Here is a 12,574-nt window from a genome sequence, read left to right on the forward strand (position 1 = left end):
TCGCGTAAACATGGCTTTCATTTTATTTCTCGCTATTGTAGGTCTAACCTTGATCGTCACGTATTATGCGGCAAAAAAAACCAACACAACCAGTGAATTTTATACGGCGGGCGGGGGGCTGACCGGATGGCAAAACGGCCTCGCCATTGCAGGAGACTATATGTCTGCTGCGTCGTTTCTCGGAATCGCGGGGACGGTGGCGCTGGCGGGATTTGACGGTTTCTTTTATAGCATAGGCTTTCTCGTGGCATATTTGGTGGTGCTCTATCTTGTGGCCGAGCCGCTGCGAAATTTGGGCAAATACACAATGGCCGATATGATCGCCGCACGGTTCGATGATAAAAAAGTACGCGGAGTAGCCGCACTGAACACGATCACCATCTCGATATTTTACATGATCGCCCAGCTGGTGGGCGCGGGATTGCTCATTAAACTGCTGCTTGGGCTTGATTACACTATCTCTGTGCTGACCGTGGGCGTACTTATGACCATATACGTAGTATTCGGCGGAATGCGGGCTACTTCGTGGGTGCAGATAATAAAAGCGGTGCTGCTGATGGGAGGTACGTTTATCATTTCGGTGATCGTGTTCGCCAAGTTTAATTTCAATGTGGGCGACATGTTCATGCACATGAAGAGCGCGACGCCGTTAAAGGACAGTTTTCTTAATCCGGGAAACAAATACAAGGTTCCTCTCGATACGTTGTCGCTTAACCTTGCGCTTGTATTGGGCACAGCCGGCCTCCCGCACATCCTAACCCGGTTTTTCACCGTAAAGGATGCCCCGACGGCGCGCAGCTCCGTCGTGTATGCGACTTGGCTGATCGGCATTTTCTATGTGATGACGATATTCCTGGGCTTCGGCGCAGCGGCTTTTGTGGGCTACGACAATATTGTGGCGGCCGACAAGGGCGGCAACATGGCGGCACCGCTGTTGGCGAGAGCAGTTGGCGGCGATTTTTTCTTCGCATTTATTTCCGCCGTCGCCTTTGCCACCATATTGGCGGTTGTGGCTGGCTTGGTGCTGTCCGCGGCTTCCGCATTTGCCCATGATTTCTATACGCACATTGTCCGCCGCGGCCAAGCCGACGAGCGGGAACAGATGGCTGTTGCGCGTTGGGCGTCCGTGGGAGTCGCGGTAGTCTCCATCCTGCTCTCGCTGTTTGCCCAAACCTTGAATGTAGCGTTTTTGGTATCGGTGGCGTTCGCGATTGCGGCAAGCGCGAACCTGCCGGTCATGCTGTTCACGATATTTTGGAAGAGATTCAATACAACCGGAGCGGTGGCAGGAATGCTCACCGGGCTGCTCAGCGCGCTAATTCTCGTCGCGTTGAGCCCGAGCGTGTGGGCGCCTCAGCCAGGCGCGGCGATTTTTGTGGGCGAGGCGTTATTCCCTTACGCGAATCCCGGCATTATCTCCATTCCGCTCGGCTTCCTCGGTGCCATCGCAGGGACGCTGCTTTCCCGACCGTCCAATGAGGCGAAGTTCCAGGAGATCCTGGTAAAGGCCAACACCGGCATTGGCAGATGAGCGCAAGCAAGCACGATGGCGGTCACACGCCGATAGCGCCGGCGGTTGTGAATATGTCCAGCTTGCATTGCGAAGAAGTTGAAAGCTATCCGCAGCAATCCGGGATTCGCTATACAGTGTCCTGCAGCACAATTCTGAATCGCCATCCGCAGATGACATCAATTCAGGGTGTGCATGCCAGTCTGCATCCCAAAGAGGTGGCTGAAATACATCGGAAAATGCTGACAAGTAATATGGCATTCGCAGGACTGTCTCCATGGAACAGTCTCGCGAATGCCATTTTTTTACGCCATCAGGGGTGCTGATAGGGGGTTAGCCGTCATTGCGGCTTGTGCGGCATACCACGATGCATACGCGGCATGCGCTCGTCTTTCTGTACGCCGCTGCCAGAAGACGGCATCATGCCCGGATAGGAGGTCAATTTCTTCCCTCCCGGAGCCAACGCAGCCGGAAGCAGTTCATGCCCACTTGGCCGAGATCATCCAACAGCCCATAGTTGGCCCAAGCGCCGACCACGGCACCGATGCCCGGTACAAGCTGCAGCATTTTGCGAAAATCGATGGTGTCCCTGTATTCCTGCTGAAGCTGCTGCCAATTCACATGCTCAGCGTGGGACTCGGCAGGCGGGAGAGACGGTGCGGTCTGATGCCACTCAGCGATGGTCCGGAATAAGGCATGTTTTTTCGCCTGGCTTGAAAATGCGAGCTGAAACACATGCAAATTAAACAGCCGCTCCCGGTAATCGCGGGTCGAGTGGCCATACACATGTGCCAGCTCGAACAAAAACTTCATTTTGATGCCGATCAAAATCGGGAAATCCGCCAACCCCAACAAAATTCCGCCAGCCCCCGCACCGGCGCCCTCAGCCGCGGCGATCTTTTTATAAAGGGCCAACAGAGCCTCCGCCTTAACATCGCGATCAGCCAGCGTGAGACCGTGGATCGGATCACTTTTCGGCATGTACTCGATACTGAACAGCGCGGTTTGGACAATGCCTTTGACCGCCGCTGTAATACTTTGATGTACTTTCTCCGGTATGACGTGATTGACCCGCTGGGATACCGCCTTGGACGTGCGTTCCAACCAGCCCGGGGGCTTTAACAGCTCCCTTTCCCACAGCTTCAGCGATTTTGCCGTTTGCTGCTCATATATATTCCAGTCATGCTCCACGTGGCAGCACCCTCCCTTACATGTCTTCGTGATGAAAGATGAAAACGCGTTCGTCGCGACAGCCGCTCCTAGCGCAGCCGGCATTGCCCTGCTCGCTGTTAGCACTCCCCATATTTAAATACGCCGCTGTTCGCATAAGGAAACAAAGAACGGTAAAGCCTAAATTATGCAAGTTGAATGGACCACAGTTAACGGCAGGTGAGAGCCATGGGCAATTGGTATGGAAAATGGGGGAAAAGTAACAGTGACTCTGTCACTGATCCGGTCGCAGCCGCGTCACCGGAAGCCGGCCTGCAGTCAGTAGCAGAGGCGGAGCAGCCTCTGTCAGCCGACTTGGACGCTAACCTGCAATATCTCAAGCTGCGTTTCAAAGATTGCTCGGACGTTGTGTTTCGGAATGTAGTGGTTGAGTACGACGTGAGAGCAACAGTGATCTTCGTCGATGGACTCGTGAACACGGATCAAATCAGCGACCATGCCTTGCGCCCTCTGCTGTACGATGCCGTGAATGCGCGACCGGACAATATGCCCGATCCGCCGCCGCTCGAAGAGACACAGATTTCACTCTCTCAAGTCTCACGTGCATCGAATTACAACGACGTAATTAGAGATATTATGGGCGGAAATGCCGCTCTTTTCATCGACGGATATGCGGAAGCGATCATTCTCAGTGTTCCTGGCGGCGAGAGGAGGGGCGTCTCCGACCCTACCACGGAAAACGTGATACGCGGGCCCAGAGAAGGCTTCACTGACGCACTGCGGCCGAACACCGCGCTGGTGCGGGCGCGGCTCAGAACGCCGGCGCTGAAAATGGTACCTTTTGTGATCGGTGAAAAAACCAACACGAATGTCGTACTGGCCTACATGGACGGATTAGCGGACCCGGCCGTGATCGAGGAGGCAACCAAGCGTTTGCACGCCATCAAACTCGACGGTATTTTGGAGAGCGGATATATTGAGGAATTCATAGAAGACAATCCGTATTCGCTGTTTCCCCAACTGCAATATACGGAACGTCCGGACTCGATTGCGGCACATCTGCTTGAGGGCAGGTTTGCTATTTTTACGGAAGGCACGCCGTTCGTATTAGTGGCGCCGACAGTAATATGGCAATTATTTCAAGCCAGTGAGGACTACTATGAGCGCTATCACATAACCAATTTTATCAGGTGGCTTAGGTACATATTCGGGTTCATTGCGCTCTTTCTCCCGTCTATTTATATTGCCACCACCACGTTCCATCACGACATGCTTCCAACGACGTTGACCCTCAGTATCGCGGCGGCGAGGGAAGCCATTCCCTTTCCCGCGCTGGTTGAGGCGTTAATTATGGAAATCTCATTTGAGGCGTTGAGAGAGGCGGGGATTAGGCTGCCTAAAGCGGTGGGAGCGGCGCTCAGTATCCTTGGCGCCCTCGTGATCGGACAATCAGCGGTCGAAGCGGGCATTGTGTCTGCGCCGATGGTTATGGTGGTGGCAGTCACGGGCATCGCGTCCTTCGCTATACCTAAGTTTAACCTGGCTATTTCTATCCGGCTGCTGCGTTTTCCTATGATGTTTTTAGCAGGTTTGTTCGGGCTGTACGGGATGGTCCTGGGTACGGTCATGCTCATGGCTCACTTGTGCAGTTTGCGCTCCTTTGGCGTTCCTTATTTGGCGGGATTGGCTCCGTATAAGCGCGAAGCGAGAGACGATATTCTCGCTCGTGTGCCATGGTGGGACATGGAAAAACGTCCGGCCTCCATTTCCCGTCGGAATCGCAGACGTCTCTCTGAGGCTAGGAAGCCCCGTCCTGACCCTACAAGAAAGTGGTGACCACCTTGAGAAATACATGGTTGATATGCTTCATCTTAAGCTCGTGTGTATTGCTCGCAGGCTGCTGGGACCGACGAGAAATCAACGATATTGCGTTTGTTACGGGAACGGCTTTAGATAAAGACGGTGGCGAATATAGAACTTCGCACCAGATTGCTTTGCCGGGGCAGCTTGGCGGTGCGGGAAGCAAGGGCGGAGGCGGCGGGACGTCCGGGAGCAAATCATGGTACACGGTGTCTGAAACAGGGGTAACCATAAGGGAGGCTGCCCTACGGCAGCAGTCCGTTGTTCCACGGCTGTTATATACCGCTCACAGGCGTGTGGTTCTGTTCAGCGACGAACTGGCAAAGGAGGGACTCGCTCCTGTGATGGACGCGCTCGGGCGAATTCCGCAAAACCGGCTAAACGCGGTGGTGCTGATCACCAAGGGGCCAGCGAGGGAAGTGCTGGACTGCAACGTGCCAGTAGAGCGGCTCCCCTCGGAGACGGCTCGCGAGCTCGGCACCAGCACGATGAAGCAGCCGAGAACGATCCGATATTTGGTCCATACATTGTTGACCGACGGAGTCGACCCATCATTGCCGGTGATTGAGCTTATACCATCACAAACGCCCGGCGCAGATCAAGATCAAACAGACATGAGAGTCAGTGATATCGCCGTTTTTCGAGAGAGCAAGTTGGCGGGCATGGTGGAAGGTGACCTCGCTAAGTACCTGCTGCTTGCGTTGAATCAAGCGAGAAACGCGGAATACACGGTGCCGGCTCCTGCTGGTGCCGGGTATGTGATGGTGCAGATGCAAGAAAATGATGTGAACCTGGTCCCAAGGCCTGACAACGGCAATTTTTCAATGAAGGTTGAAATCAAGGGAAAGGCAACGGTAATGGAAAACGAATCCAATTACAACTTGGTCAGCAGAGACAATATTCCCGCTTTGGAACGCGTGCTCAATGAGCAAATCGAATCCCATGTCACCGAAGTGATCAATGAATTACAATCTGAACATAAATCCGATGCGCTTGGTTTCGGAAAAACGATCCGTGAACGTCTGCCTGAAGAATGGCGGGATGTCGCGAAGGATTGGCACGAGGTTTACCCTGATGTGAAGGTAACAGTCGAATCACGGGTGTATATCGAACATATTGGCGCGGTAGTTTCACCTTTTGGGCGAAAGGATAGGCATCTTGTACAATGATTAAATATACGGCACCGATTATCCTGATCATCATCGGCATTTTGCTGTTTGAGAGACGCAATCTAAAAGATATGAAGACTGCGCACCGATGGCTCGTATACTCGATGCTGGCCGTTGGGGGCGCGATCTGGATTTATGTATACGGCTCAGACCGGACCGTGCATCCAACCAGGTGGCTGCAGATGCTGCTTGAGCCGTTTGATCCCATTCGTTAACTTGGAGGACAGCTATGCAGGTTATTTCCGCCAGGCAATTAGTTTTGATTGGAACCATCTTCACGCTCAGTTCTACGCTGATCAGCGTGCAATCACAAATGATTCCCCACGCAAAACAGCATATTTGGTTGTCGCATCTACTTGGAATGGTGGTTATCGCCATTTCAATGTGGCTGCTTGCGAGAACACTTTCCCGCTTTCCAGACCATGATTTGTTTCAGGCTCTTTTGGCGCGTTTTCCGTCACTCGGGAAGGTCGCTATTGCGCTGTACGTACTGTTTTTTTTCTTTATTTTGACACGTGACATCCGAATGCTGATTGACTTTGTCAATGTCGCCTTACTGCCGACCACGCCAATGCTTGCGCTGGCTATTTTAACCATGTTCACAGTGTGTGTATCGGCGCGCGGAGGGATAGAGGTTATGGGGCGGGTGACCGAGTTATATGGCCCGCTGCTGATAGCCATGCTCTTCTTTCTCCCGCTGCTGTTGTTCAGAGAGTTTGATACGGCGAACATTATGCCTTTTTGGCGGTTAGATGTGCCTGGCGTAAGCCGGGGTGCCTGGTACATATTGCCGTATCTCGGTGAAGCCATCGTGATGCCCATGATTTTTATGGGCCGCACGTTCCGTTTTCGCCACGGGCTTATAGCGTTGGGACTGGGCACTTTCGTTTTGATAGCCCTCGCCATGCAAGCCATGCTTGCGTTAGGCCAGCCAATTATGGAACGAATGCTGTACCCTAACTATGAACTGGTACGGCAGCTCAGGATCACCGATTTTTTGGACCGATTTGACCTCCCGATGGTGGGAGTATGGCTGCCGACTATGTTGGCCAAGATTACGATTAATTTGTATGTGGTGTGCTACGGGCTGAGAAGGATGATTCCCGGGCTTTGGGGGGCAGCCATGGTGAACCCGGTGGGTTTCCTCGCGATGGTGTGCTCTATTTGGTTTTTCGAAGACGCCATCCAGTTGTATGAGCTGAATCGGGTGTGGCCGACGCTCGCGCTCTGCTTTGAGCTGCTGCTGCCCATTTTGTTTTACTTAATTCTCAGGCCGAAGAAGCAGGCAATTCAAAAAACTTGACGCCGGCTGCAGCGCTGTCATCGTGAATGTGGTTGCACGGGTTCATTGGGTCCACAGCAGCTGCGAGCACCGATAAACAGAAGCGCAATCAACGACTGATTTCCGGACAATTCTCGCGATAGGCATGGAATCCGTTGGCAAGCTGTCGTATGCTGGAGGTGTATTTGCGAAATATGTGAAGGAGGTCGATACAGTTGGACAAGCGGCGCTGCGGTTGGGTGAATTCAGACCCGCTGTATGTTTATTACCATGACCGAGAGTGGGGGGTGCCCGTGCATGATGATCGCAAGCTGTTTGAGCTGTTGGTGCTCGAAGGCGCGCAGGCCGGGCTCAGTTGGTACACCGTGTTGAAAAAGCGCGAAAATTACCGGCAGGCGTTTGACGGCTTCGACCCGGAGAAGGTGGCCGTTTACGATGCGGCGCGGGTTGAGCAGCTGCTTGGTGACTCGGGGATTATCCGCAACCGATTGAAGGTACAGTCGGCGATCACCAACGCTCAGGCTTTCTTACGCGTGAGGGAGAAATTCGGCCGCTTTGACGCGTATATTTGGCGGTTTGTCGGCGGCCAGCCGATTCTCAACCAGTGGCACACTCTGAGCGAGGTGCCCTCTGCCACACCGCAATCGGACGCGATGAGCAAAGATTTGAAAAAGCGGGGCTTCAAATTCGTCGGCTCGACGATATGCTACGCATACATGCAGGCGGCAGGAATGGTCAATGATCATACTAAGGAATGTATGATGTATCCGGGCGAAAACAGCATTTGATCGGCAGGGAGCTGCTGGGCAGGCTGATGACATTATTTTTTCCTTTTGAAAAACATTACGCTAGATCTTCATTCACGATTGTCAATAGTATTGAACTTTCGCTGCTCGAATGCTAATATCTTACTCACAGCTCAAGGCCGCAACAGCCAGACTCCTTTTCTAGAGAACTGAGGGAGATTGATTGTTGCGGCTTTCTTGTTGTCCGGCTGCGAGACAGAACGGAACGCCTTAGTGGGATCAGCAAGGGGATATGTTGTCAAGGGAAAGTAAATGAGCAGGAGGGGACTGTAATGTTTACTAAAAATTATGTTCAGACAACGGGGCTGCTGCGCATCAAGGGAATACTGCTTGTACTTGGGATTATATTGATGGCCTCTAACCTGAGAGCTTCGCTTACGGTGGTCGGGCCGTTAACCGCCACCATCCGAGCCGACACAGGCTTATCCAGCATACTGGCCGGGTTGCTGACAACACTTCCGCTCATCGGCTTTGCCATTCTTTCTCCGCTGGCGCCTATCATATCCCGCCGGATTGGCACGGAGCATACACTGCTTGCAAGTCTCGTAGCTCTCACAGCTGGCATCATACTGCGATCTGTGCCGACTGTTGCAGCGCTGTTCGCGGGGACGGCTCTGCTCGGCGCTGCGATCGCGGTTTGCAATGTGCTGTTGCCTGGGTTAATTAAACGTGATTTCCAAACAAAGTGGGATTGATGACAGGCGCGTACACTGTCGCAATGAGCACTTGGGCGGCAGTCGCGTCGGGTGTAGGCGTTCCGGTAGCGCAGCAGTTGAGTCTCGGCTGGCGCGGATCGCTGGTATGTTGGGCGCTGCTGGCAGTGCTCGCTATCGTGACTTGGATTCCCCAGTTATATACACGGCGGCCATTGGCTCCACCGCAACGTATGGAGTCGAGCACCGTAGCTGTATGGCGGTCCAGGCTGGCTTGGCAGGTGACATTGTTTATGGGTCTGCAATCGATGTTGTTCTACATCACGGTGGCTTGGCTGCCCACGATTTTATCCGACAGGGGACTTGACCCCGCCTCCGCAGGCTGGATGCTTTCACTGATGCAGTTTGTCGGTCTGCCTGCTACATTTATCATGCCCGTCTTAGCTGGACGCGCTTCTAACCAACGCTTTCTGGCAACGCTGACTGCGATGCTTCCTCTGATCGGCTACCTGGGGCTGCTCGGTGCTGGGACTCAGTGGTTGATACTGTGGGTGGTGCTGCTTGGTCTCGGTCTGGGAGCAAGTATCAGCTTGGCGCTCACTCTTCTTACGCTACGTACGGCGAATGCGGATCAAGCCGCACAGCTGTCGGGCATGGCGCAGTGCGTTGGCTATCTTCTTGCAGCAGCCGGGCCGATCCTGTTCGGTTATATGCACGACTTGACGAGTGCTTGGACTATACCAATACTGGCTAGCATTGCAATCGCAGCTGCTATGCTTATTGCCGGAATTGGCGCTGGGCGTAAGTCATACGTTATCAATACGGAAAATGAAAAAAGATAGAATTAATGTAACCGTTATCATATTTTTATTGACACTTTGTTTGCTGCTATGATAATCTAGGTTCAACGAAAAAAAATAATAATGATTATGATAAATTAAACTACATTAATATTTTATCCTTTGTTTATCTCAATGCCATAATTGCTGACATCCCCTCTCCTGTCGAGGTTTTCAGGTTTCATTTGAATGATAATCAAGTGAGAGCAGCCGTGAGTAAAACCGTCACCCTCTATCAATTCTGTTTTTTAGTAAGCCAATTGAAAGCGTTAACAAATTGCTGCACCAAACTCCGAGGTCTTATTGTTCGCAGCAACACCATATTTTTCAGTTATCGTGTTATGTTTGTGTTGTGCCTATCAGTGGATAAAACAGCATGTGTGTAACATAATATAACATAAAACATTGACACAACCACTATATTGATTATAATAATAGGTATTATCCTCCATAAGAATAAATATTACGTTAGAAAATATTACATAAGGGGGTGGGCGTTAAAGCGAATCCGCCGAATAACTTAGATAAGGGTACAGGTGTGACCTACATTTGCATAACTCCAAGCTAAAAAATCCTTTGCTGCAATGATCTGCTTCATGGTGCTAGAGTGTATGAATCGACTCATTTTTATTAGATTCAATATTTTGAAAATAATAAAGGAGGCCAACCATGTCATCACTTTACCAAGATCTCCCTTGGTACAGATCGCCCCGTTATTCTACCGACCTCGAAGAGCAGCTGTGCACACAGCCCAGGGATAAAATTAAGGAGATACAATCCTTAAGATTCAAAGAGGTAGTCAGTTACACATGGGAGAATATCCCTTTTTACCGTTGGCTATGGAGCGAGGCTGGCGTCTCGCCCGATCACATCCACACCATCGATGACATTCAGAAGCTTCCGACATGGAATAAAAACACCCAGCGCATGATGATAGAGCGGCATCCTCCATTTGGTAATTATTACACTTTTTCCAATTTATCCGACGCAAACTTTATTGTATCAACCAGCGGAACAACAGGATTGCCCGTTATGATGCCGATTAAGGAGGAAGATATACCTGGCCTGCAGGACACTTGGGCGCGAACGATGGGCTTTGTGGGCGTCAACTCGAGAGACATCGTGCAAAACGTATTTACATTTAACACGATGGGCGGCTCATGGTGCGGCGCGGGTGGCGCTTTAGGGGTTGGCGCTACGTTATTGCCTACCAGCAGCGGCAAAACGACGCCAAGCGTGAAGCAGGTGCAATGGATCAAGCAGGCGGGCGTGACCGTTATGTACGGCACGGCGAGTTATATGAATCACCTGGCGAAGATTGCCGAGGAAGAGGGGTTGGATCTGCCCGCTTCTACTGTGAGATTTCTCATTACAGCCGGGGAGATGGTCTCGGAAGGGATCAGAAAGGAGCTTGAACGGAAGTGGGGCGCGAAGCATTACGATCTCTACGGTACCGTGGATACAATGACGTGGAGCTCCGTCAATTGCGACCATAGCAGGGCAGAACATGGGCGCCCGGGGATGCATGTGTGGGAAGATTTCGGCATAATCGAGGTGCTGAACGAAAATGGCAAACGTACGGCAAACCGGGAATATGGGAATATGACAGTGACCAGCTGGGCGTGGAAGAATTCACCGCGAATCCGGTTTTCCACGGGTGACCGGGTGGCGGTAGACGATACTCCTTGCAAGTGCGGAAGAAACCTCACCCGAATGCTGCCTATTCAGGGCAGAGTGGACGACATGATCCGTATCAAAGGACAAAATATTTTTCCTATGGGCATAGAGGATTTGCTCAAGTCCATGGAATGCGACATTAGCGAGTATGTTGTGGAAATTGAGCGCTGCGACGGGATGGATCAGCTTACGCTTACCATCGAACATAATATCGGTAATGATGATTTTTCGGAAGACATTCGCAATCGTTTCAATTACAGGTTTAATGTTACCCCACAGGTCAAAATTGTGCCGCCGGGGAGTACCGCCGAAATTACCGGAGCTGGCAAAGAGACCAAGGTAAAACGGATATTTGATAAAAGGATCAAAGTAAACAGTTGACCGACAGCCATGATGCCAAGGTAAGGGGGATTCCGGTAAATGAAAAAACTATTAAGTCTGATAGCACTGACGGCGATGCTGGCTGTCTCAGGCTGCGGCGGAGAGACTGCGGCGGGCAGCGGATCGGCAGCGGGCGGTGGCAGCGGTTCCGATACGATAAAGATCGGATACACGGGAGGTTTCAGCGGCGCGACAGCATCATTCGGTACGCCTATATTCAACGCTGCGGTTTATGCGGTCGAGGAAATAAACAACAAAGGCGGAGTCATGGGCAAAAAAATCGAGCTGATAAAGGAAGACAATGAAGGCGACCCGTTCAAGGGACAGCAGATTATCGATAAATTCGCTGCAGACGACATCAATTTCGTGATATCCGGTTCAAGCAGCGCCGTGGCCCTCTCCGAGAAGCAAAAAGTCGAAATGAACAAAATGGTCGGCATCGCTGCTACTGCGGCCGATCCGAAAGTGACCAGTACCCAGAACCCTTACTACTTTGTAGCCATCCCTAACAGCGACTTCTTAGGAGGTTCGATCGCTTTACATGCCGCGAAAAATATGGGCGTGAAAGAGGCTATCGTTTTCATACGGGATGACGCGTACGGCAAGTCCATCTATGTCCCTTTCAAAAAGCGGGGCGAGGCATCGGGCCTGAAAGTGGTAAAAGAGTACACCTACCCGGTGAATGCCAAAGATTTTAACTCGTATCTCAGCCAAGGGCTGAAAGAGTTTCCCGACGCTCACATTATGATCACCGGCTATGCGCCGGATGGCGGGCTTATCGCGAAACAGGCGAGAGCACTAGGCTACGACAAGCCTATCTTTGGCAATGTGTCGTTGACGAACGCAGAATATGCGCAGATCGCGGGCGATGCAGCCAATAACACGATTGTGGCGGCAACGAACTATCATAAAGAGGATGACACGGGAACGGCAAAAACATTCTCTGATGCATGGAAGCAAAAGAGCGGTCACGTACCCGATGACTACGAAGTAAGAGGATATGACGTGGTGTATCTGATAAAGGCGGCCATTGAAAAAGCGGGCAGCCTTGAAACGGAGGCCGTTAGAAAAGCGTTGTTGGAAACGAAAGACTTCGACGGTGCATCAGGCAAACTGACATACAATCCGGACGGGTCGATCAAAAAAGAGCTGTACATTATGAAGATCATGAACGGCAAAAACGAGTTGGACAGGGAGATCAAACCGAGCGAATTATAAGGAGGATTT

General features: G+C 51.7%; 9 protein-coding genes and 1 pseudogene. 9 read left to right on the plus strand and 1 reads right to left on the minus strand.

Annotated elements, in window-relative coordinates; genetic code table 11:
* The first annotated feature begins 10 nt into the window (after positions 1-10).
* On the plus strand, positions 11-1,531 hold the full coding sequence (locus CBW46_RS08430) for a solute symporter family protein (RefSeq protein WP_089199571.1): 1,521 nt from the start codon (positions 11-13) through the stop codon (positions 1,529-1,531).
* 417 nt (positions 1,532-1,948) lie between these two features.
* On the opposite strand, the gene CBW46_RS08440 is transcribed toward CBW46_RS08430, so the two are convergent.
* Positions 1,949-2,701 (minus strand): EcsC family protein, encoded by a 753-nt coding sequence (locus tag CBW46_RS08440; protein WP_089199573.1) that lies wholly within the window; start codon positions 2,699-2,701, stop codon positions 1,949-1,951.
* A 207-nt stretch (positions 2,702-2,908) separates the two neighbouring features.
* Here CBW46_RS08440 and CBW46_RS08445 point away from each other — a divergent pair, with 207 nt between their 5' ends.
* From CBW46_RS08445 to CBW46_RS08480, 8 genes and pseudogenes are all read left to right on the plus strand, one after another.
* The gene (locus CBW46_RS08445) at positions 2,909-4,516 is read left to right on the plus strand and encodes a spore germination protein (RefSeq protein WP_089199574.1); all 1,608 of its coding nucleotides are present in this window, start codon (positions 2,909-2,911) and stop codon (positions 4,514-4,516) included.
* Positions 4,517-4,521: 5 nt separating this feature from the next.
* Complete coding sequence (locus CBW46_RS08450) at positions 4,522-5,709, plus strand: Ger(x)C family spore germination protein (RefSeq protein WP_165842236.1); 1,188 nt, start codon at positions 4,522-4,524, stop codon at positions 5,707-5,709.
* On the plus strand, positions 5,706-5,924 hold the full coding sequence (locus tag CBW46_RS08455) for a hypothetical protein (RefSeq protein ID WP_089199576.1): 219 nt from the start codon (positions 5,706-5,708) through the stop codon (positions 5,922-5,924). Before CBW46_RS08450 ends, CBW46_RS08455 begins: the two co-directional genes overlap by 4 nt.
* Before the next feature lie 14 nt (positions 5,925-5,938).
* Positions 5,939-7,012: a GerAB/ArcD/ProY family transporter gene (locus CBW46_RS08460; RefSeq protein WP_089199577.1), complete on the plus strand. Its 1,074-nt coding sequence runs from the start codon at positions 5,939-5,941 to the stop codon at positions 7,010-7,012.
* A gap of 194 nt (positions 7,013-7,206) precedes the next feature.
* Positions 7,207-7,779, plus strand: coding sequence for a DNA-3-methyladenine glycosylase I (locus tag CBW46_RS08465; RefSeq protein ID WP_089199578.1), 573 nt, complete (start codon positions 7,207-7,209; stop codon positions 7,777-7,779).
* Between the two features lie 290 nt (positions 7,780-8,069).
* Positions 8,070-9,292 (plus strand): annotated as a pseudogene (locus CBW46_RS08470) (CynX/NimT family MFS transporter).
* 666 nt (positions 9,293-9,958) lie between these two features.
* Complete coding sequence (locus tag CBW46_RS08475) at positions 9,959-11,347, plus strand: phenylacetate--CoA ligase family protein (protein ID WP_089199579.1); 1,389 nt, start codon at positions 9,959-9,961, stop codon at positions 11,345-11,347.
* Positions 11,348-11,386: 39 nt separating this feature from the next.
* Positions 11,387-12,565: an ABC transporter substrate-binding protein gene (locus CBW46_RS08480; RefSeq protein WP_089199580.1), complete on the plus strand. Its 1,179-nt coding sequence runs from the start codon at positions 11,387-11,389 to the stop codon at positions 12,563-12,565.
* The last annotated feature ends 9 nt before the right edge of the window (positions 12,566-12,574 follow it).

It is taken from the genome of Paenibacillus xerothermodurans (assembly GCF_002220865.2).
In the GTDB taxonomy this organism is placed as follows: Bacteria; Bacillota; Bacilli; order Paenibacillales; family NBRC-103111; genus Paenibacillus_S; species Paenibacillus_S xerothermodurans.